General features: G+C 69.7%; 20 protein-coding genes. 12 read left to right on the top strand and 8 right to left on the bottom strand.

The genetic code is table 11. The features are described 5' to 3' along the window. Window positions 1-2: 2 nt before the first annotated feature. The 4 genes from ACLIME_RS17760 (at window position 3) to ACLIME_RS17775 (ending at window position 4959) form a co-directional block, all read left to right on the top strand. On the top strand, window positions 3-974 hold the full coding sequence (locus tag ACLIME_RS17760) for an ABC transporter permease (RefSeq protein ID WP_085512196.1): 972 nt from the start codon (window positions 3-5) through the stop codon (window positions 972-974). Beyond that, a complete protein-coding gene (locus ACLIME_RS17765; protein WP_085511969.1) occupies window positions 971-1891 on the top strand; it encodes an ABC transporter permease in 921 nt (306 codons plus the stop codon). Before ACLIME_RS17760 ends, ACLIME_RS17765 begins: the two co-directional genes overlap by 4 nt. Further along, the gene (locus ACLIME_RS17770) at window positions 1888-3675 is read left to right on the top strand and encodes an ABC transporter ATP-binding protein (RefSeq protein WP_086473025.1); all 1788 of its coding nucleotides are present in this window, start codon (window positions 1888-1890) and stop codon (window positions 3673-3675) included. Before ACLIME_RS17765 ends, ACLIME_RS17770 begins: the two co-directional genes overlap by 4 nt. A 105-nt stretch (window positions 3676-3780) precedes the next feature. Continuing rightward, window positions 3781-4959, top strand: a complete 1179-nt coding sequence (locus tag ACLIME_RS17775) for a glycoside hydrolase family 1 protein (RefSeq protein WP_064297142.1) — start codon at window positions 3781-3783, stop codon at window positions 4957-4959. A gap of 294 nt (window positions 4960-5253) precedes the next feature. Here the strand turns inward: ACLIME_RS17775 and ACLIME_RS17780 are convergent, their stop codons facing one another. After that, on the bottom strand, window positions 5254-6015 hold the full coding sequence (locus ACLIME_RS17780; RefSeq protein ID WP_411557781.1) for a hypothetical protein: 762 nt from the start codon (window positions 6013-6015) through the stop codon (window positions 5254-5256). Window positions 6016-6164: 149 nt separating this feature from the next. Then, window positions 6165-6350 (bottom strand): hypothetical protein, encoded by a 186-nt coding sequence (locus tag ACLIME_RS17785; RefSeq protein WP_411557782.1) that lies wholly within the window; start codon window positions 6348-6350, stop codon window positions 6165-6167. Window positions 6351-6389: 39 nt separating this feature from the next. On the opposite strand from ACLIME_RS17785, the gene ACLIME_RS17790 reads away from it, so the two are divergent. Next, a complete protein-coding gene (locus tag ACLIME_RS17790; protein WP_411557783.1) occupies window positions 6390-6725 on the top strand; it encodes a MarR family winged helix-turn-helix transcriptional regulator in 336 nt (111 codons plus the stop codon). 251 nt (window positions 6726-6976) lie between these two features. Here ACLIME_RS17790 and ACLIME_RS17795 read toward each other — a convergent pair whose 3' ends face one another. Together ACLIME_RS17795 and ACLIME_RS17800 are read right to left on the bottom strand one after the other, a co-directional pair. Beyond that, the gene (locus tag ACLIME_RS17795) at window positions 6977-7747 is read right to left on the bottom strand and encodes an SDR family NAD(P)-dependent oxidoreductase (RefSeq protein WP_411557784.1); all 771 of its coding nucleotides are present in this window, start codon (window positions 7745-7747) and stop codon (window positions 6977-6979) included. Then, a complete protein-coding gene (locus ACLIME_RS17800; RefSeq protein WP_411557785.1) occupies window positions 7744-8646 on the bottom strand; it encodes a fumarylacetoacetate hydrolase family protein in 903 nt (300 codons plus the stop codon). Before ACLIME_RS17800 ends, ACLIME_RS17795 begins: the two co-directional genes overlap by 4 nt. Before the next feature lie 180 nt (window positions 8647-8826). Between ACLIME_RS17800 and ACLIME_RS17805 the strand changes: the two genes are divergently transcribed. The 4 genes from ACLIME_RS17805 to ACLIME_RS17820 are packed head-to-tail and all read left to right on the top strand — an operon-like array spanning window position 8827 to window position 12385. Next, entirely contained in the window at window positions 8827-10116 is a 1290-nt protein-coding gene (locus ACLIME_RS17805; RefSeq protein ID WP_411557786.1) for an L-fuconate dehydratase, read from the top strand. After that, a complete protein-coding gene (locus ACLIME_RS17810; RefSeq protein ID WP_411557787.1) occupies window positions 10103-11062 on the top strand; it encodes an aldo/keto reductase in 960 nt (319 codons plus the stop codon). The genes ACLIME_RS17805 and ACLIME_RS17810 overlap by 14 nt, the downstream gene beginning before the upstream one ends. Beyond that, window positions 11062-11925, top strand: coding sequence for an amidohydrolase family protein (locus tag ACLIME_RS17815; RefSeq protein ID WP_411557788.1), 864 nt, complete (start codon window positions 11062-11064; stop codon window positions 11923-11925). The genes ACLIME_RS17810 and ACLIME_RS17815 overlap by 1 nt, the downstream gene beginning before the upstream one ends. 43 nt (window positions 11926-11968) lie before the next feature. Continuing rightward, window positions 11969-12385, top strand: coding sequence for an RbsD/FucU family protein (locus tag ACLIME_RS17820; RefSeq protein WP_138946265.1), 417 nt, complete (start codon window positions 11969-11971; stop codon window positions 12383-12385). A gap of 22 nt (window positions 12386-12407) precedes the next feature. On the opposite strand, the gene ACLIME_RS17825 is transcribed toward ACLIME_RS17820, so the two are convergent. The 4 genes from ACLIME_RS17825 to ACLIME_RS17840 all read right to left on the bottom strand — a co-directional run bounded on the left by ACLIME_RS17825 (window position 12408) and on the right by ACLIME_RS17840 (window position 16060). Continuing rightward, window positions 12408-12818 (bottom strand): hypothetical protein, encoded by a 411-nt coding sequence (locus ACLIME_RS17825; RefSeq protein WP_411557789.1) that lies wholly within the window; start codon window positions 12816-12818, stop codon window positions 12408-12410. Further along, complete coding sequence (locus ACLIME_RS17830) at window positions 12815-13912, bottom strand: serine hydrolase domain-containing protein (protein ID WP_411557790.1); 1098 nt, start codon at window positions 13910-13912, stop codon at window positions 12815-12817. The genes ACLIME_RS17825 and ACLIME_RS17830 overlap by 4 nt, the downstream gene beginning before the upstream one ends. 25 nt (window positions 13913-13937) lie before the next feature. Continuing rightward, window positions 13938-14519, bottom strand: a complete 582-nt coding sequence (locus ACLIME_RS17835) for an ArsR family transcriptional regulator (RefSeq protein ID WP_411557791.1) — start codon at window positions 14517-14519, stop codon at window positions 13938-13940. A 74-nt stretch (window positions 14520-14593) separates the two neighbouring features. Beyond that, a complete protein-coding gene (locus ACLIME_RS17840; protein WP_411557792.1) occupies window positions 14594-16060 on the bottom strand; it encodes an MFS transporter in 1467 nt (488 codons plus the stop codon). Window positions 16061-16238: 178 nt separating this feature from the next. Here ACLIME_RS17840 and ACLIME_RS17845 point away from each other — a divergent pair, with 178 nt between their 5' ends. The 3 genes from ACLIME_RS17845 (at window position 16239) to ACLIME_RS17855 (ending at window position 21041) form a co-directional block, all read left to right on the top strand. Then, window positions 16239-16985, top strand: a complete 747-nt coding sequence (locus ACLIME_RS17845) for an ABC transporter ATP-binding protein (protein ID WP_411557793.1) — start codon at window positions 16239-16241, stop codon at window positions 16983-16985. A 2-nt stretch (window positions 16986-16987) separates the two neighbouring features. After that, complete coding sequence (locus ACLIME_RS17850; protein WP_411557794.1) at window positions 16988-18361, top strand: FtsX-like permease family protein; 1374 nt, start codon at window positions 16988-16990, stop codon at window positions 18359-18361. A gap of 97 nt (window positions 18362-18458) precedes the next feature. Beyond that, on the top strand, window positions 18459-21041 hold the full coding sequence (locus ACLIME_RS17855) for an ATP-dependent Clp protease ATP-binding subunit (protein ID WP_411557795.1): 2583 nt from the start codon (window positions 18459-18461) through the stop codon (window positions 21039-21041). The last annotated feature ends 338 nt before the right edge of the window (window positions 21042-21379 follow it).

Genomic DNA, 21379 nt, shown 5'->3' on the forward strand with positions numbered 1-21379 from the left:
ACATGGTGCGCAAACTCGGCCTCTTCGTCCTCACCCTGTGGGCGGCGGTCACGCTGAACTTCCTCCTGCCGCGGCTCATGCCCGGCTCCCCGACCGACGCCGCGATCGCGAAGCTCGCGCAGAACGGCCCGGTCTCCGCGGCCACGCGTGCGGCGATCGAGGCCCAACTCGGTGTCCCCGGCGGCAACCTCTGGGAGCAGTACGTCACGTACCTCCACCAGGTCGTCACGCTCGACTTCGGGGTCTCGTACACCTTCTTCCCGCAGTCGGTCGGTGAGCTCATCTGGCAGGCGTTCCCGTACACGATCATCCTGCTCGGGATCGTCACCATCGTCGCCTTCATCCTCGGCACGCTCATCGGGGTGCTCGCGGCCTGGCGGCGGAACACCTGGCTCGACGCCCTGCCGACGCTGAGCGGCACGTTCGCCAGCACGTTCCCGTACTTCTGGACGGCACTGCTCCTGCTGTTCTTCGCCGGCTACGTCCTCCACTGGTTCCCGACCTCGGGTGCCTTCGGCCCGACGGCTTCGCCTGCCTTCACCTGGGACTTCATCGTCGACGTCGCGTACCACGCGGTGCTGCCGGCGCTGACGATCCTCGTGACGAGCCTCGGCGGCTGGATCATCGGCATGCGCAACGCGATGATCAACACCCTCGGTGACGACTACGTGACCTTCGCCGAGGCGAACGGTCTCCGTGGTCGCACGGTCGCCATCAAGTACGCGGCCCGCAACGCGATCCTCCCGAACCTCACCGGCTTCGGGCTCGCGCTCGGCGGTGTGGTCGGCGGCTCGATCCTCGTGGAGCAGGTCTTCGGATACCCGGGCATCGGGTTCCTCCTGTTCAACGCGGTGATCGGACAGGACTACCCGCTCATGCAGGCGCTCTTCCTGCTCATCACCGTGAGCGTGCTCATCGCCAACTTCCTCGTCGACATCCTGTACGGCGTACTCGACCCAAGGACCCGCCGATGACCACCACACAGCACGTCAAGACACTGCAGTCCGACCAGGCCGTGCGTCCGCCGAGGAGGTTCGCCTTCATCGGTCGATCGGCGGCGACGCTCTGGGCCAACTGGAAGTCCCGCCTCGGGCTCATCATCCTCGCGTTCTTCATCCTCGTCGCGATCTTCGCCCCGGTGCTCGCACCGTACGGCGCGAGCCAGGACGGGTTCCCCCGGAACGCCGACTCGAGCCCCGAGCACTGGTTCGGGACGACGGCGGCGGGCGAGGACGTCCTCAGCCAGCTCATCTACGGCTCGCAGATCAGCGTCACGGTCGGTTTCATCGCCGGCATCCTGTCGACGATCGTCGCCGTGCTGATCGGTCTCAGCTGGGGCTACATCAAGGGCTTCGGCGCCGAGGTCGTGAACTTCATCGTCAACCTGTTCCTCGTGGTGCCCGGCCTGCCGCTCATGATCGTCATCGCCGCGTACCTCCAGAACGGTGGGCTCGTGATGATCGTCGCGGTCATCGTGATCACCGGGTGGGCGTGGGGTGCCCGCGTGCTCCGCAGCCAGACGCAGTCGCTGCGTTCGCGTGACTTCGTGACCGCGGCCCGCTTCTCCGGCGACCGACCGTTCCGCATCGTGTTCAACGAGATCCTGCCGAACATGACGTCCCTCATCGCCGGTGGCTTCTTCGGTGCCGCGACGAGTGCGATCCTCGCGGAGGCCGGCCTCGAGTTCCTCGGCCTCGGCGACTCGTCGATCGTCAGCTGGGGCACCATCCTCTACTGGGCGCAGAACTCCAACGCCCTGCTCACCGGTCAGTGGATCCTCCTCTTCGCCCCCGGTCTCTGCATCGCGCTCCTCGCGATGAGCCTCACCCTCATCAACTTCGGTGTCGACGCGATCAGCAACCCGCGCCTCCGTGAAGGGAAGTCACGATGAACGCCGTCAACCTCCAGGCCGAGAGCGCATCCGCGCCGGCAGCCGGGACCGGAGCGCTCCTCGAGGTCCGCGACCTGTCCGTCGTCTACGAGTCCGTCGGTGCCGCGCCGGTCCAGGCGGTCGACCACGTGTCGTTCTCCGTCGGTGCCGGTGAGTTCATCGGGCTCGTCGGCGAGTCCGGCTCCGGGAAGTCGACGCTCGGCTTCGCGGCCACCCGCTTGCAGAAGCCGCCGGCCCGCATCAACGGCGGGCAGATCCTCTTCGGCGGCAAGGACATCCGCGAGCTCGGCGACGAGGCGCTCCGTGAGCAGCGTCAGGGCGGGTTCGCCATGGTGCTGCAGTCGGGCATGAACGCGCTCAACCCGGTCCGCACGATCCGCAACCACTTCGTCGACATCTTCAAGGCGCACGGGCACGTCTCCCGCGACCGCTGGGACGCGCGGATGGACGAGCTGGTCGGCAAGGTCGGGCTGACGCCGCAGGTGCTCGCGCGCTTCCCCGGCGAGCTCTCCGGTGGCATGCGCCAGCGCGTGTCCATCGCACTGGCCCTGTCGCTCGAGCCTCGCCTCATGGTGTTCGACGAGCCGACCACCGCGCTCGACGTCCTCGTGCAGCACGCGATCATGGACACGATCACCGAGCTGCAGCAGGCCGAGGGGTTCACCGCCATCCTCATCAGCCACGACCTCGGCGTCGTGCTCGAGGCGACGCAGCGTGTGCTCGTCATGCACGAGGGCCGCATCGTCGAGGACGCCCCGAGCCGCGACATCCTCGAGCGTCCGCAGGACCCCTACACGCGGATGCTGCTCAGTCACTACGCCGACCCGCGCGCCGCGGTCGTCGAGCTGCCCGGCTTCCCCTCACGGGCGAACCGGGGCACTGCTCCGGTGTCCGGCACGACGACGAGCGTCCCGACCGCGACGAGCGCGAGCTCCGAGTCGGGCCCTTCGACAGGCTCAGGGACCGTTGCCGCCAGGGCCGGTCGTTCGGCCGAGTCGGCGGTCATCGTCGACGCCGTCTCGAAGGTCTACCCGCCGCCGCGTCGCGGTGAGTCCGCGGTCACGGCCGTCGACGACGTGTCGTTCACGCTCGAACCCGGCCAGTCACTCGCGCTCGTGGGGGCCTCGGGCTCCGGCAAGTCGACCATCGCGAAGCTCATCACGGGCATCGAGAAGCCGACCTCCGGCGCGGTCCGCTTCGGTGACCTCGACGTCGCCCAGCTGAACCGCAAGGGCATCCGGAACCTGCACAAGAACGTGCAGATGATCTTCCAGGACCCGTACGCGGCGCTCAACCCGCTGCACACGGTCGAGTACACGCTCACCCGGCCGGTGGTGAACTTCACCGGGCTGAAGGGCGACGCGGTGCGCAAGCGCGTGCTCGAACTCCTCGAGACGGTGGGCCTCTCGCCCGTCGAGCAGTTCGCGGCGAAGCTGCCCCACCAGCTCTCCGGTGGACAGCGGCAGCGAGTCGTGATCGCCCGGGCGCTCGCGAGCGACCCGCAGGTGCTCATCGCCGACGAGCCCGTCTCGATGCTCGACGTGTCGCTGCGTGCCGGTGTGCTCGCACTGCTCGAGGACCTGCGGGAGCAGTGGGGCGTCTCGATGCTCTACATCACGCACGACCTGCTGTCGGCGCGACTCGTGACCGACAACATCATGGTCCTCAATCAGGGTCGCGTCGTCGAACGAGGCGAGACCGCGCACGTCCTGCAGCACCCGCAGGATCCGTACACGATCCAGCTGCTCGACGCCGTCCCCAACCCGGCCCGCGCCAAGCGCTGACGCCCGTCCGGTCCCTGCGCTTCCCCCCGGTCCCTGAGCCTTCCCCTCCCCGGTCCCTGAGCTTGTCGAAGGGCCACACCTCTACATGAAACAGGAGCAACACCCGTGCTGACCTTCCCCGACGGCTTCCTCTGGGGCGCCGCCACCGCTGCCCACCAGATCGAGGGCAACAACATCAACAGCAACTGGTGGGTGCACGAGCACGAAGCCGGGACGAACATCGTCGAGCCCTCGGGCGACGCGATGGACAGCTACCACCGCTACCGCGAGGACATGCAGCTGCTCGCCGACGCCGGGCTGAACACCTACCGGTTCAGCATCGAGTGGGCGCGGATCGAGCCCGAGCGCGGCATCGTCTCGCGTGCCGAGGTCGACCACTACCGTCGCATGGTCGACACCGCGCACGAGCTGGGACTCAACCCCGTCGTCACGCTCATGCACTTCACGGTGCCGCGCTGGTTCGAGCGCGACGGGTTCTGGCGGGCGAAGGACGCCGCCGACCTCTTCGCGCGGTACACCGAGCTGACCCTGCCGATCGTCGGCGAGGGCGTCGAACACGTCTGCACCATCAACGAGCCGAACATCGCCGCGATGCTCGCCGGTGGTGAGGACGCGGCCAACCTCGTCGCGTACGGCCTACCGAACCCGGACCTTTTCGTGGCGGACGCGCTCCTCGAGTCGCACAAGCGTTCGCGCGAGGTGCTGTCGCAGGTGTCCGGCCTGAAGTCCGGCTGGACCATCGCGACGCAGGCGTTCCGGTCGAACGGTGAGCCGGGCTCCGACGAGATGCTGCGCGAGTACGGCTACCCGCGTGACGACTGGTACCTCGAGCAGTCCGCCGGCGACGACTTCCTCGGCGTCCAGGCGTACACGCGCACGTTCATCGGGCCGAAGGGGCCGCTGCCCGTCGAGGACGGCGTCGAGACGACGCTCACCGGTTGGGAGTTCTACCCGCCGGCCGCCGCCGAAGGTGTGCGGAGCGCCTGGGAGCTGTCGGGTGGGGTGCCGATCATGATCACCGAGAACGGCATCGCGACCTCAGACGACACCCGTCGGATCGACTACACGGACGGCGCCCTGCGCGAGCTCCACGCCTGCATCCAGGACGGGATCCAGCTCGAGGGGTACCTCCACTGGAGCGCGCTCGACAACTACGAGTGGGCGAGCGGCTTCCGGCCGACCTTCGGCCTCATCGCCGTCGATCGCGAGACCTTCGTGCGCACGCCGAAGCCGAGCCTCGCGTGGCTCGGGAACGTCGCGAAGGCGAACGGCCTCACGGAGTAACTGAAGCCCCCGGTGTCGTCCCCAACTCAGGAGATGTCCGGTGTGGCGGGCTCGTGTGGGTGGTGACACGCGTCGGAGTCCTGAGATAGGGGTGCCGGGGTCGGGTGTGGTCCGTTCGTCCCCAACTCAGGAGATATCCGGTGTGTCGGGCTCGCGTGGGTGGCGACACGCGACGGAGTCCTGAGAACGGGACGGTGGGTCGAACGGAGAGAGCCCCGGGCAGCGGTTGCTGCCCGGGGCTCTGTGCATGGTGTTCGGCTGGGGTCCGCATGGGCGGAAGACGCCGGCGGCCGGTCAGCGCTCGCTGCGAGGGCCGCGACCGAAGCGACCACGCGGGCCGTGTTCGTGCGCCGTGTGCTCGTCCCGGCCGAAGGCTCGGGCGATGCTCTCGAGGCTGGCGAGCGTCGTCGCGAGGTCCTCGGGTGAGACGGCGTCGGCGACGGTCTGGCGGACCGCGTCGACCTTGGTGCGGAGCGCGTCGTGCGCCTCGCGACCGGTGTCCGTCAGGGTGATGCCGTCGGCGTCGACGATGACCCAGCCGCGTGCGGCGAAGTCCATGACGATGTCCGCGGTCGAGCGACGAGGACCGCGGTGGTGGCCGTGGCCAGGACCGAACGGTGCGCCGCCGGGTCGGTGATCACGACCGAAGCCGCGACCGGACTCGCGCCCGCGCCCGAAGGCCCGATCGTGAGCGGGGTGGCCGTGCTCGTGGTCGCCCGGACGCTCGGCGGATGCGGTGTCCGCCGCCGTCTCGGCGGTGCGCTCGGGGCGACCGAAGCCGCGACCGTGGCCGAACCCGCCGCGGCGGCCGAACCGCTCGGGGCCGCGCGGTCCGCGGCGGTGTGGCGGGAGCGCGGCGTCGATTTCCTCGACGCTCGAGGCGCCGGAGGCGATGAGCTCGAGCGTGCGCCAGCTGCGGCGGCCGAGGCCGTCCTCGGCGAGCACCTCGTGCATCGAGTGCTTGAGCGCGTGATCGACGGTGCGGAGCCAGAAGCCGAGCGGGCGCTCGGCGGACTGGGTGGTGGACTGCTCTGGGTGAGTCGTTGGGGTGTTCATGGGTGGTCTCCTTATTTGCATGCTCTGTTACATGTAAATGTATAATGACATGTATGTCCGATGATCGTCAAGCGCAGCCCAGCGAACCCACAGCAACCGACCCGGTGGAAATGATCGAGCGGGCCCTCGTCCAGATCCGACGGGACCAGTCAGGTCGTCGCTTCGGCGGACGCGGTGGGCGCGGTGGGCCCGGTCATCACCACCACGATGAGCACGGGGGCGGTCATCGGCACGACGCCGACGGCGGCGCTGAGGACGAACGCGGGCGTGGGCGCGGTCCGGGCTTCGGACCCGGCTTCGGTGGGCCTTGGGGTCCTGGCGGTGGCGCCCGTCACCCGCGCGAGCAGGCGATCGCCCAGGCGGCTCGATTCCGGATGCTGGACGCGCTCGCTCGTGACGAGGCGGCCGGTGGCATGGGGATCAGTGCGCTCGCGGAGTTGATCGGCGTCGACCAGCCCCGCGCGAGCCGGCTCGTGGCCGAAGCGACGAAACGCGGCGAGGTCGCTCGCGCGGTCGACCCGAACGACGGTCGACGCAGCGTGGTGCAGCTGAGCGCCGCCGGCCGCGCGGTCCTGCAGGAGGCGCACCGGGGTCGACGCGACGCGGTCACGACCGCGCTCTCGGGGTTCACGCCCGAGGAGGCGGCGCAGTTCGCCGCGTACCTCGAGCGCTTCGTCGCCGCGTGGCCGCGCCCCGACACCGACCGGTAGGTCGCCCGCCTGATCCTCGGCCCCGGGTTCGCAATTCAGGAGCGTCCCGGTGAGTCGAGCCGGATCATCCCCTCGGTGGCGGGACGCGCCGGCGTGCGCCTGAGTTCTGCACAGTCGGACCCGTCCGGTCCATGCCGTTCGCAATTCAGGAGGAGTCAGGCGTGTCGGCCTGGGGATGGCCGTCTGGCGGGAGAACCGCCGGGGCGCTCCTGCGTTGTGAACGGTGAGGCGGCATCGGGACTCGGCCCTCGCTACTCGGGGCGGAGGCGGAGCTCCTGCATCCCGCCGTCGACGGCGATCGAGGTGCCGGTCGTCGAGCCTGATCTCGGGCTCGCCAGGTAGGCGACGGCACCGGCGACCTCGGTCGCGGCGACGAGTCGGCCATGCGGCTGGCGTGCCTCGAGTGCGGCGCGTTCTGCGGCCGGGTCGGCGGCGCTGTCGAGCAGCCGGCCAACCCAGGGGGTGTCGGCCGTGCCCGGGTTGACGCAGTTCACCCGGATGCCCTCGCGCAGGTGGTCGGCGGCCATCGCTCGCGTCAAGGACAGCACGGCTCCCTTCGTCGCCGTGTAGAGCGCGCGCTGGGGGAGTCCCGCCGTCGCGGCGATCGACGCGGTGTTCACGATCGCGGCCGACGGCGACTCGCGCAGGTGTGGGAGGGCCGCGCGCGTCACGCGAGCCATGCCGACCACGTTGATGTCGAAGACGCGGTGCCACTCGTCGTCGTCGTTGGACTCGATGGTGCCCTGCGCGCCGATACCGGCGTTGTTCACGATGATGTCGAGGCGGCCGAACCGTGCGACGACGGCGTCGATCGCCGCGCGGACCGACGCGTCGTCGGCGACGTTCGCCCGCACCGACAGGCGGGTGGCGGAGTCCTCGTCGGGCCACGGGTTCAGGTCGAGGATCGCGACGCTCGCACCATCGGCGGCGAGACGTTCGACGATCGCGGCACCGATCCCCGAAGCGCCGCCGGTGACGATCGCGACGAGTCCGTCGAACTCGCCGGTGTCTTCGGTGCTCATGCGCGGGCTCCGAGTGCCTCGGCTGGCTTCGCCGCCGGCGCGATTCCGGGGACCGGGTCGACGAACCGCTGTCGCTGGCGACCGAGGCCCTCGATCTCGACCTCGCAGACGTCGCCCGGTGCGAGGTAGGGGAAGCGGCCGGAGAGCGCGACGCCCTCGGGTGTGCCGGTCAGGACGAGGTCGCCGGGTTCGAGCTGCAGGTACTGGCTCAGGTGCCAGATGACCGTGGCGACGTCGAAGATGAGGTCGGCCGTGCTCGAGTCCTGACGCGGTTCGCCGTTGACCCAGCTGCGGAGTCGCAGGGCGCCGGCGTCGACCTCGTCCGGCGTCACGAGCCAGGGGCCGGTCGGGTTGAAGCCCGGCGCGCACTTGCCCTTCGACCACTGCCCGCCACTCGCCGCCATCTGGAAGTCGCGCTCCGACACGTCGTTCGCGGTGACGAATCCGGCGATGCGGCCGAGGGCGTCCTCAGGGCTGTCGAGGTAGGAGGTGCGCTCGCCGATGACGACGCCCAGCTCGACCTCCCAGTCGGTCTTCGTGCTGCCGCGCGGGATGCGGACGTCGTCGTTCGGGCCGACGACCGTGTTCGGCGTCTTCAGGAACATGATCGGGATCTCGGGCGGAGCGGATCCGGACTCCGCCGCGTGCGCCGCGTAGTTCATCCCGATGCAGACGACCGCACTCGGCCGGGCGATCGGAGCGCCGATCCGGAGCTCGTCGGCGCCGTCGAGGACGGGGAGCGCACCCGACTCGAGGGCGGCGCGAACCTGATCGACGCCGCCGCCGGCGAGGAACGCTCCGTCGATGTCGGGGGTGATCGATCGGAGGTCGTACGCGGTGTCGCCCGCGAACATGACGGGGGTCTCCCCGTCCGCGGGGCCGAGTCTGGCGAAGCGCATGCTGGTCCTTCCGGTTCCGCCGGTGCCCGCGTGCGGACCCGGCTCCGTAGCCGATAACGTCTGAACTCTACCGCCCGACCCGGCCGTTGCAACAGATGATTTCGTCCAAGCTGGGCGCATTGACAGCCCAGACGTCGGATGTCTAAGCTCGGTGGCATCAGCCCGAAGGAGCATGCCGACGTGAGTACCATCATCGGATTCGAGACGCACGACGTCCGGTTCCCGACCTCGACCACCCTCGACGGCTCGGACGCCATGAACCCCGACCCCGATTACTCGGCCGCCTACCTGCGGCTCGTGACGGACGCGGACGACGGCCACGAGGGCCACGGCTTCGTCTTCACCATCGGACGCGGCAACGACGTCGAGGTCGCAGCCATCCACGCCCTCCGGGAGCACCTCCTCGGTCGCGAGGTCGAGCCCGTGCTCGACGCCCTCGGAGCCTTCTGGCGCGAACTCGTCTACGACTCCCAGCTCCGGTGGCTCGGGCCCGAGAAGGGCGTCATGCACATGGCGATCGGCGCCGTCGTCAACGCCCTCTGGGACCTCAAGGCCAAACGCGCCGGCCTGCCGCTCTGGCGGCTGCTCGCCACGATGACGCCGGAGGAGCTCGTCGAGCTCGTCGACTTCCGCTACCTGAGCGACGTCCTCACCACGGACGACGCCCTCACGATCCTCCGACGCGCCGAACCGGGACGGGAGGCCAGGACCGAGGCCCTCCTCGCAGCCGGGTACCCCGCCTACACGACGACGCCCGGGTGGCTCGGCTACTCCGACGAGAAGCTCGACCGCCTGTGTCGCGAAGCGGTCGCGGACGGATTCGCGCAGGTCAAACTCAAGGTCGGCGGGAATGTGGAGGACGACGTCCGTCGCCTCGCCATCGCCCGGAACGCCGTGGGACCCGACATCCGGATCGCCGTCGACGCCAATCAGCGGTGGGACGTCGCGGAGGCGATCGACTGGATGTCCCGACTCGCCCCCTACGACATCGCCTGGATCGAGGAGCCGACGAGCCCCGACGACATCCTCGGCCACGCGGCGATCGCGCGCGGCGTCGCCCCGATCCCGGTCGCGACCGGTGAGCACATGGCCAACCGCATCATGTTCAAGCAGTTCCTGCAGGCCGACGCCCTCCAGGTGCTCCAGATCGACTCCACGCGGGTCGCCGGCGTGAACGAGAACATCACGATCCTCCTCCTGGCCGCGAAGTTCGGTGTCCCGGTCTGCCCGCACGCCGGTGGCGTCGGGCTGTGCGAAGCGGTGCAGCACCTCTCGATGTTCGACTTCATCGCCGTGTCCGGGAGCGAGGATGGACGCATGATCGAATTCGTCGACCACCTGCACGAGCACTTCGTCGAGCCCGTCGAGATCGTCGCCGGCCGGTACCGCGCGCCGGTCGCCCCCGGCGGCGGTTCGGAGATGCTCGCGACGTCGATCGCCGAGTTCACCTTCCGGGGTGCCGGTGCCTGAGCTGCTCGTCCCGCGGCTCGCGTACGGCGCCGCCAACCTCGGCAACCTCTACCGCGAGCTCGGCGATGAGGAGGCCTGGGCGATCCTCGATGCGGCCTGGGAACACGGCGTCCGCTTCTATGACACGGCTCCGCACTACGGCCTCGGTCTCTCCGAGCGTCGGCTCGGCGCCTTCCTGCGGACGAAGCCCCGCGACGAGTACGTCCTGTCCACCAAGGTCGGCCGCCTCCTCGTGCCGAACCCCGCGGGGGAAGGTGCGCTCGACACGGACAACGACTTCGTCGTCCCGGCGACCGTGCGACGCGAGTGGGACGCGAGCGAGGCCGGCGTGCGTCGCTCGCTCGACGAGTCCCTCGAACGACTCGGACTCGACCACGTCGACGTGCTCTACCTCCACGACCCGGAACGCAACGATCCGGAATCCGGGATATCCGAGGGGATACCGGCGCTCGCCGCCCTCCGCGACGAAGGACTCGTCGGGGCGGTCGGGATCGGGTCGATGGACGTCGCCGCACTCCTCGCCGCGGTGCGCACGGGCCTGACCGATCTCATCATGATCGCCGGTCGGTACACGCTCGCCGAGCAGCCAGCGGGCGAGGAGGTGCTGCCCGCCTGTCTGGAACACGGCGTCGGCGTGGTCGCCGCCTCGGTGTTCAACTCCGGTCTGCTGGCTCGCGCCGTCCCCGACCGTGACGGACGATACGAGTACGGTGCCGTCCCACCTGAGGTCTTCGACCGCGCCGTCGACATCGCCGAGATCTGCCGTCGGTTCGAGGTCGAACTGCCCGCGGCCGCCCTCCAGTTCCCGCTCCGCCACCCCGCCGTGCGGACGGTCGCTGTCGGCGCCTCGCGGCCGGAGCAGATGATCCAGAACGTGGAGCGCTTCGAGGCGCCGATCCCCGAGACCTTCTGGACGGAGCTGCGCACCAGAGGGCTGCTCGGCTGATGCGGACGATCGACGCGCACCTCCATCTGTGGAATCGCGCCGACGGGTACCACTGGCTCGCTTCGGCCGACGAGGCACTTCGCGAGGACTTCACGCCGGAGCGTGCAGCCGCGGAACTGCAGGCTGCCGGCGTCGAAGCGGCGATCCTCGTCCAGGCCGACGACACGGAGCTCGACACGATCTCCATGCTCCACGCATCGGACACCTGCAGCTGGGTGGTCGGCGTCGTCGGCTGGGTACCGATCGACGATGCGAAGCGGGCCGAGGAACTGCTCGACCGTTGGGGAGTGCATCCACGATTCCGCGGCGTTCGTCAGCTGTTGCACGACGATCCCCGGGACGGCCTGCTCCTGGCAGCACCCGCGCGCCGGTTGGCGGCGGTCCTCGCGGACCGGGGGCTTCCGCTCGACCTCCCGAACGCCTTCCCTCGGCTGCTCCGTGACGCCACCGGACTCGCACGGCTGGAGGAGGGGCTGACGATCGTCGTCGACCACCTCGCGAAGCCGCCGCGCGACGATGAGGCCTTCGAACGATGGGCGACCGAGCTGGCCGCGGCGGCGGCGTCACCGAACGTGGTCGCCAAGGTGTCGGGCCTCAATCGAGCCGGTCGGCCGTTCGTGGCGGCCGACGTGCGTCGGGCCTGGGACACCGCACTCGCCTGCTTCGGGCCCGAGCGGTTGATGCTCGGCGGCGACTGGCCGATGACCGTCACGAGCGGCGGGTACGGTGCGGTCTGGCACGAGCTGTCCGGTCTCGTCGACGAGTTGTCGCCGGCGGAACGCGATGCACTGCGTGGCGGGACGGCGACGCGCGTCTACCGGCTCGACCCCCGCGGGCCGGTCGGCGTCGACGGACTGACATGATCGGGCAGACGGATGGACACGGAACCATGACGAGGAGGTCACCATGCTGACAGGGATCGACCCGGTGCTGAGCGGCGAACTGCTGCTGCACCTGGACGCGATGGGACATTCGGACGCGGTGGTGATCGCCGACGCGCACTTCCCGGCCACCCGGCTCGGCGAACGCGTCGTCGTGCTGCCGACGCTGTCGACGCCGGAGGTCCTCCGAGCGGTGCGCACGGTGATCCCGCTCGACGACGAGCCCGTGCTCGACCTCATGACGAGTGCCGACGGTACGGTGCTCGACGTCCAGCGGGAACTCATCGCCGCCGCCGGCACGACCGAGGACGCCGTGCGCTTCGTCGACCGGTTCGCCTACTACGACGAGGCCGCCACGGCGTTCCTCATCATCCGCACGGGCGAGACCAGGAAGTACGGGAACGTCACCCTGCGGAAGGGGCTCGTGCTCCCGGGCGCCTGACTCGACCGCGGGCTGCGGTCGCTCACCAGCAGAGCGCGACGATCGCGGCACCGACGACGGCGTAGATCCCCGACAGGACCTGCCGACCGCGGGTGCGGGGTTCGACGGCTGTCTCGACCGTCGCCCCGTGCTCGTCGACGGTCCGCTTCGGCCTGGGTGCGTGCCAGGGGAGTGTGTTCCAGCGGAGTCCTGCGCCCGCGAGTCCGAAGCCGACGATCGCGACGGCGAGGACCCACGCCCAGGACCAGACGCCGACCGGCGCGGCGAGGGCGCGGACGAGGGCGAGGATCACGATGCTGTCCACCGCGTCGACGACCAGTCGGTAGCGCTCGGTCGCCGCCCAGCGTCCCGTACTCCACGCGTGGACGACCTGGAGGGCGAGCACCCACGCGACGACGAGGGCGACGACGGCGGGGATCAGGATCTCGATCATCGTGCTGCTCCGATCTGCTCGAGGAGGGCGACGCCGGCCGCATCGACCGACTCCTGGGTCGCTGAGACGAGGACCACCGTGGTGCCGGTCGCCGGAACGACGCCGACGAAGGACGCGAAGCCGCCCGTGGCGCCGTTGTGCCACACGAGGTCCTCACCGTCGATCGCCTTCCGGTCGGTGATCCAGGCCCAGCCGATCTCGCGATCGCCGAACGCCGCTTGTGGGTCGAGCGCCTCGATGCCCGGCGCGCTGCCGTCGGCCAGTCGCTCCGCGAAGCGCGCGAGATCCTCCGTGTCCGAGCGGATGCCACCGGCGGGCCCGATCGCCGTGCCGGTCCATGCGGCGGCCGTGCGTCCGCCGGCGGTCTCACCGAGGAGGTCGCGGTCGCCGAGCTCGGCCGCATCGCTCACGGGGCTGGTCGAGTCGAGCCCCATCGGACCGGTGATCCGTTCCTCGAGGAGGTCGGCGTAGCTGGTGCCGGCGGCCGAGCCGAGGGCTGCACCGAGCAGTTCGAAACCGAGGTTGGAGTAGGTGCCCTTCGGGGTGTCGAGGGACGCGGACCGCGCCTGCTCGAGCAGCTGGTCGAGGTCCTCGCCGTAGGGGTTCGCCGTCGTGAGCGCGAACCACGTCGAGGAGAGGATCGTCGAGAGGTCGATCGGCAGCCGGGGCAGGCCGGAGGTGTGGGTGGCGAGCTGCTCGAGGGTGACGTCCGCCGCGGGCGCGTCGCCCAGCTCGAGGAGCTCACCGAGCCTGGTGTCCGGGGTGACCTCGCCGCGCTCGATCGCGTCGGCGAGCAACAGTCCGGTGAAGGCCTTGCTCACCGATCCGATCTCGAACCGGGTGTCCGGCTGGGCGCCGATCGTCGCGGTGCGGGTGCCGTCCGGGGTGACGACGACGGCCAGCAGGGCCTTGCGGTCGGGGCCGACGAGCTCGCGGACGGTGGCCGCGAGTTCGGCGTCGCCGGTGGCCTCGGGGGGAAGCGTCGAGGGCCCTGGCCGGAAGGCGAGTCCGATCGCGAGGGCGACAGCGGTGCTGACGGCGGCGATGACCCAGACCCGTCTGGGTCGGGACGTGCTGCGTGGTGTGGTGGTCATGCGGGGTCCTTCCTGGGGTCGGTGGTCATTCCATGGCGGCGACGGCGACGAGCAGCGGGACGAGTCGCCTGGGTGGGACCGCGACCCGTCCGCGGCCGGCGGGTTGCAGCCAGCCGGCGGCAGTCAGGACGCGGACGTGGTGGTAGACCTGGCCGGTCGTCCCGATGCCGTCGAGTTCACCGAGTTCTGCGAGTGCGGAGGTGCCGTTGGCGACGGCCAGGAGCAGCTGCAGCCGGACGGGGGACCCGATGGCCGCGAGCCGCGACGCCGCCGTCGCGAGTGGACCGGAGGCTGCTGACTCCACGGCGTCGGGGTCGTCGCCGAGCGCGAGGAGGTCGTCGGTCGCCCTGGCGTACTGCCACTGCACGGGTCCGCCGCCGGTGACGACCGATCCGGTGAAGAGGACCGCCCCGTGCTCGAGCGCCGCCGTGCGCTGTTCGAGCCCGCGGAGCGCCCAGAAGGTGTCGTCGGCATCGCCCGTCGCGGCTGCGGACGCGACGTCGTCCGGTCGCTCGGTGGTCGTGTCGTCGTCGGCCGGTCGGGCGAACACGGCGGCTTCGAGACGCGCGAGACGTGTCTCGAGATCGCCGGGATCGATGGTCGTCATGACCCAAGTGTATAAATATCGTAATTACGAAATCAAGCTAGAAGGTCCTCTGACCCGAGCGGTGGCGGCGCGTGTCACACCCGCGAGCTGAGCCGCCCCTGCTTCGCGTGCACCGGGATCAGCAGTCCGAGGCCGATGAGCAGCACGAGCACGATCCCGAGAATCCCCCAGAACTGCGCCCCACCGAGCGTGACGAACAGAGCGAAGGCGGTCGGCGCGAGGAAGGACACGGCGCGGCCGGTCGTGGCGTAGAGGCCGAAGACCTCACCCTCGCGGCCCTCGGGGATGATGCGCGCCAGGAACGAGCGGCTCGCCGACTGGGCAGGGCCGACGAACAGGCACAGCATGAGGCCGAAGATCCAGAAGATCGTCGCGCCGCCCTCGTGGAGGAAGAACACGGCGCTCCCGGCGATGACGAGGCCGATGAGCGACGCGACGATGACGGGTTTCGGGCCCACTTTGTCGTCGAGCAGGCCGATCGTGATCGTCGCGATCCCGGCGACGACGTTGGCGGCGATCGCGAAGATGATCACCTCGCCGGGTGAGAAGCCGAAGGTCCCCGCGGCCAGGACGCCACCGAAGGTGAAGACACCGGCGAGCCCGTCGCGGAACACGGCGCTCGCGAGCAGGAAGTAGAGCGTCTGTCGGCTGTCGCGCCAGAGTTCCGCGATGCTCTTGGCGAGGACGCCGTAGGAGGCGAAGAACCCGACGTGCGGCCGGGCGACGGCCTGTGGCGCGTGGTACTCGGGCACCGCGAACAGCACGGGCAGGGCGAAGATCCCGAACCACGCCGCGGAGACGAGCATCGCGACGCGGACGTCCATGCCGTCGTCGCCGGTGACGCCGAAGAGTCCGACCTCGGGGGAGATGAAGCCGAAGTACACGATGAGCAGCAGCACGATGCCGCCGATGTACCCCATACCCCAGCCGAGACCGGAGACCTTGCCGATGGAGGTGGGCGTCGACACCTGGGCGAGCATCGCGTTGTAGTTGACGCCGGCGAACTCGAACACGATGTTGCCGACCGCGAGGAGGACGAGGCCCAGCCAGAGGAAGTTCGGATCGGGGGCGACGAAGAAGAGGAGCGCGGTGATCGCGACGACGACGTAGGTGTTGAAGCCGAGCCAGAACTTCCGTCGACCGGCGGAGTCCGACCGCTGGCCGACGACCGGCGCGAGGATCGCGATCAGCAGCCCGGCGGCGGCGAGCGCCCACCCGAGCGACGCCGACACCGCGGCCTCCTCGCCGAAGGAGTCGCTCGTCAGATAGACGGTGAACACGAAGGTGGTGACGACGGCGTTGAACGACGCCGAGCCCCAGTCCCACAGGCTCCACGCGAAGATGCGACCCTTACGACCCGCCTGCGCTTTCACAGCGGCGACCTGCGAGGTGTCGAGGTCGACGGTGGCTGCTGCGGCGTCGGGGGTGACGAGCGGTGGTGGCGGGAAGTTGCGGGGCCGGGATCCGAGACGCGGGGCCTCGTCGCCGGGCCCACCTGTCCGGCCGGTGTCGTCGGTGCCACCTGGGGGAGTCGTGCTCATGCACTGAGGCTAGTGCCGCGTGGTGAACGGGCGGTAGCGCGGAGGCCCGGCGTTGCAGTCGACGACACCGAACTCTACATTTGATATTTCAAGGACATCGAGCGCAGCAGCCCCGATGCTCACGACCGACCTGAGGTGGCGGAGACACCGTGCCTGAACGACGAAAGACACTGCAACGATGAGCCTGGAAGCACGCGATCTCTCCTTCGGCTATTCACTGCATCGCCGCGACCCGGTCCACGTGTTGCGGGGGGTGAGTCTTTCTGTAGCCGCCGGTGAGTCGTTGGCGGTCGTCGGGCCCTCGGGATCCGGGAAGTCGACACTCTTGCACTGCCTATCTGGTCTCCGAGCGCCGACACGTGGAAGCGTCGTAGCGTTGGGGACGGAGCTGTCATCCCTGACCGAGTGGGGTCGTTCCCGATTCCGGCGGCGGTCCGTCGGCTTCGTGTTCCAGGACTACAACCTGATCCCCTCCATTAACGTGCGGGACAATCTCGCGTTGCCAGCGCTCTTCGCCGGTCGCGCAGCCGGGCGTCAGGCGGTCGCAGATATCGCCGCAGACATCGGACTGTCGTCGCGCCTCCGTCATCGCCCGGACGAGCTGTCAGGCGGTGAACGGCAGCGCGTCGCGATCGGCCGGGTGTTGCTGTCGCAGGCTGAATTGGTCTTCGCCGACGAACCCACCGGTGCACTTGACACGTCGTCAGGACGGGTCGTGCTCGACCTCCTGTTCGGATCGCTCGGTCCCGAACGCACGATGGTGATGGTTACCCATGACCTCGATGCTGCTGCGCGGGCGGATCGTGTGCTGGTCCTCTGTGACGGTTCTGTCCACGCCGAGCTGACGTCCGCCACCCCGGCAGCGCTCTGGTCCGCCATCGAAACGGCCCGCGCGGACAGTGTCCATACGTCCGTGGGAGCATGACGATGGCCGGTCTCGTTCTCCGCACACTCCTGCAGCAGTGGCGGGTGTGGATCTCCCTGCTCCTGTTCCTGGCACTCGCGAACGCGCTCCTTGTCAGCGTGGGCGCGCTCGTGGAGGTCGCCGATCGGCTGCCCGTCCGGGAACAGCGCATCGTCCGGAATCTGAGCACGCCGATGTCCGGGATGGCCTCGGTCGCCGTCTTCGTCATCACCTCGAGCGCGGTCTCCTTGGCGGTGCAACTCCAGCGTCGACCGTTCGCGACCTGGAAGCTCGCGGGGATGTCGTCAGTGCGGATCGCCGGCGTCCTGGTATCGCAGCTGATCGTGCTCGGGGCCGTGGGTGGAGCGCTCGGGCTGCCGCTGGCCCTATTGGTCGCACCGCGGTTCACCAGCTGGGTCCTGCAGGCCAACGCGGTCACCGCGATCGTCGATGCCCCGGCGAGCACGCTGGTGCTCCTGTCGACCTGGGCGCTGCTCATCGGCATCCTGTTGCTCGCCGGTCTGCAAGGTGTCGGCTCGATCCTCCGGGTACCGGCGGTCGACGCGGTCCTGAGCGCGGAAGTCGTCCGCCGTCGCCCGACCGCGTTCAGGCTCACGCTCAGCCTGGTCATGTCGGCGGCGGTCCTCGCAGTGGCGGCCGGAATGATCGGTTCGGCTAGCGGCGACGTGTCCAGTCGGCTCGGTCTCCTAGTAGGCCTCGCGATGCTCCTGTCGTTGCTCATCATCCCGCTGATCGCGCTGCACGTCTCGCGGATCGCTGCACTGTTCCTCGCGGCGTGGACATGGATCGTCCCACGTCGGTGGTCGACGGCTTGGTACCTCGCGCGTCGTGGCTGCGCCTTCCGCTTGGATCGTGTAGGCGTCTCCCTCGTTCCGCTCTACGTCGCGGTCGCCCTCGCGAATTCGATCTACACCGTGTTCGAGACCGCCGATTCCGCCAGGAGGGCGGCCGGGCTTGTGCCCGCCGGCGAGCACGGCATCAACCACTCCGGCGTCTGGACCATTCTCGGTCCGACGGTTGTCCTGGCGATCGCCGGCACCGCGACGGTCGTGGTGATGGCTGCTCGTGAGCGGGCGCGCGAGCGCGCGCTGCTGGCTGTGGGCGGCGTCAGTCACCGCTCGATCGTCGGAGCCGTCGTCGTCGAAGCCTTCATGTATGCCGTGACCGCGACGTTCCTCGGGCTCCTGACGGCAGCGGCTGTCTCAGCGGTGGAGGCTGAGGCGTTCGGTCGCCTCGAAGCGGGGGCGCGCCCGGTGCTCGCCGTCGCGCCAGGCCTCGCGGTCGGCGCTGGAGGCTTCTGTGTGCTGGCTGCCGCCCTCGCTTTGCCCGCGGCGCTGGAGCATGGTCGGGCGGCGGTGGACAGGCTCGCTCGCTGAAGGTTGGCTGGGACGCGGATCGTTGCCGGGAATAGCTTCGGGCACCCCGCGTTGGACTTGAGCGTAAGACACTCAAGTTTGAATCCAGGAGGTTCACGTGCCCGAAGACTTCACCCAGGGCGGCGCAGCAGCAGACGGCGGATCGTCGTCGTTCGACGACTTCCTCGCCCGATACCTCGAGGGCGAGCGGGCGCGTTCGGCGCGGACCATCGACCTCAGCCGCTTCCTCACCGCACGGACGCAGGAGATCCTGCAGCGCGCCGGCCGGTTCGCGCTCGAGCGCGGCCAGAACGAGCTCGACGCGCTGCACATCCTGCGCGTCATCGTGAGCGAGGAGCCCGCGAAGGACGCCGTCGCGCGCCTCGGCGTCGACCCGAAGGCCATCGCCAAGGCCGCCGAGCAGCGCCTGCCGCAGGCGTCCTCGCCGAGCGTCAAGGACCCGGCCATCACACCGTCGGCCCAGCGCGCGCTGTTCCACGCCTACCAGGTGGCCCGCGCCGCCGGATCGACGTACGTCGACCCCGAGCACCTCTTCTTCGCGCTCGTCATCAACCAGGACTCGCCTGCCGGTGAGGTCCTCGCCCGCGCCGGCGTCACGGCGGAGGCGCTGACCCAGGGCATGCGCCAGACCGTCGGCGACCCCGGTGTCGCCACCGACGACCAGGACGACCGCGATGCAGACGACCTCGACTCGGACACCCCGATGCTCGACCGCTTCGGCACCGACCTCACGGCGCTCGCCGCAGGTGGGTCCCTCGACCCCGTCATCGGACGTTCCGAGGAGATCGAGCAGGCCATCGAGATCCTCTCCCGCCGCACGAAGAACAACCCCGTGCTCGTCGGCGAGGCCGGCGTCGGCAAGACCGCGGTCGTCGAGGGGCTCGCCCAGGCGATCGTCGACGGCGGCGTCCCGGAGCAGCTGCGCGGGAAGCGCGTCATCTCGCTCGACCTGCCGGCCATGGTCGCCGGAACCCGGTACCGCGGTGACTTCGAGGAGCGCCTCACCGGCCTGCTCGACGAGATCGCAGCCAACCGCTCCGAGCTGATCGTCTTCATCGACGAGGTCCACACCGTCGTCGGCGCCGGAGGTTCCGGCGAGGGCGGCATGGACGCCGGCAACATGCTCAAGCCGCGTCTCGCGCGCGGTGAGCTGCACCTCATCGGTGCGACCACGCTCCGTGAGTACCGCGGGATCGAGAAGGACCCGGCACTCGAACGCCGCTTCCAGCCCGTGCGCGTCGGCGAGCCGTCGATCGAGGACGCCGTCCTCATCCTCGACGGTCTCCGTCCGGCGTATGAGGAGCACCACGACGTCCGCTTCACCGACGACGCCCTCCGCGCCGCCGTCGAGTTGTCGGCGCGGTACCTGCCCGACCGTGTCCTGCCCGACAAGGCCATCGACCTCGTCGACCAGGCCGGAGCCCGGCTGCGGTTGCGGCTCGGGAAGGCGGTCGACGTGAGCGCCCTCGTCGAGGAGCTCGCGACACTCGAGGCGTCGAAGAACGCGGCCGTGTCGGCCGAGCACTACGAGGAGGCCTCGCGCATCCGCGATGAGATCACCGCCGTGCAGGCGAAGCTCGACGCGGCCTCCAACGGACCCGGTGCCCGCACCGACCGTGACGCGGTCGTCGACGAGGCCCAGATCGCCGGCGTCGTGTCCCGTGCGACCGGGATCCCGGTCAGCCGGCTCACGGAGGGCGAGCGGGAACGTCTCGCCGGCCTCGAGGACGAGCTGCACGCTCGCGTCGTCGGCCAGCACGACGCCGTGACCGCGGTGTCGAAGGCCGTCCGTCGCAACCGCACGGGCATGGGGGACGCGAACCGACCCGTCGGCAGCTTCCTGTTCCTCGGCCCCACCGGCGTCGGCAAGACGGAGCTCGCGAAGGCGCTCGCCGGATCCCTCTTCGCGGACGAGCACTCGGTGATCCGCTTCGACATGAGCGAGTTCGGCGAACGCCACACGGTGTCGCGACTCGTCGGTGCCCCTCCCGGGTACGTCGGGTTCGACGAGGCGGGCCAGCTCACCGAGCGCGTGCGGCGCAACCCGTACTCGATCGTGCTGTTCGACGAGATCGAGAAGGCGCACCCCGACGTCTTCAACCTGCTCCTGCAGGTGCTCGACGACGGTCGCCTGACCGACGGTCAGGGGCGGACGATCGACTTCCGCAACACGGTCGTCGTCATGACCTCGAACCTCGGTTCCGAGTTCCTCGCATCCCGTTCCGGTGCGATGGGCTTCGTCGCCGGCGGCGCGGACGACCCGACGGGCTTCGGTTCCGAGGAGGCGCTGCGGGCCCGGGTCATGGGCAAGCTGCGCGAGGCGATGCGTCCGGAGTTCCTCAACCGCATCGATGAGATCGTCCTCTTCCGCAAGCTCGACCAGCAGCAGCTGCAGGAGATCGTCGGACTGATGCTCGGCCGCACGACCGAACGGTTGGCCGCGCGCGGTGCATCACTCGAGACGACGCCTGAGGCGCTCGCGCTCCTCGCGGAGCTCGGCTACGAGCCGGAGTACGGCGCGCGCCCCCTGCGTCGCCTGATCCAGCGTGAGGTCGACGACCGCATCGCCGAGCTCGTCGTGGGCGGCGGGGTCGGCGACGGCTCGACCGTGCACGTCGACGCGGTCGGCGGGAAGATCGTCGTCACCGAGCATGCTGCAGTGCTGGTGGACGCCGCGTAGGCATTACCCCTTCGACAGGCTCAGGGACCGGGATTCGTTCCGGACTCTGGGCCTGTCGTCACTCGCGGACCGTTCCCCGTCCTGGTCCCCGAGCTTGTCGAAGGGCACCTGGGTCGCGGTCACCCTGGCCATCCGCTGGGAGTTGAGCCAGGCGGACTCAACTTTCTTGACGTCGAAACCGGGCCTCGGTAGCATTGAGTCATCGGGGCTCAAGTCTCGACGTCACACCAGCATCACCCCATCAACCAGCTCGGTGCCGAGCTCGTCGAGTCGGCCGGACGCCATCCGCATGCCGCCCGAGTCGACGAGTTCCGAACCGGCAGTCAACACAAGGAGAA

This window comes from Plantibacter sp. MPB07, from assembly GCF_046619465.1.
Classification (GTDB): Bacteria; Actinomycetota; Actinomycetes; order Actinomycetales; family Microbacteriaceae; genus Plantibacter; species Plantibacter auratus.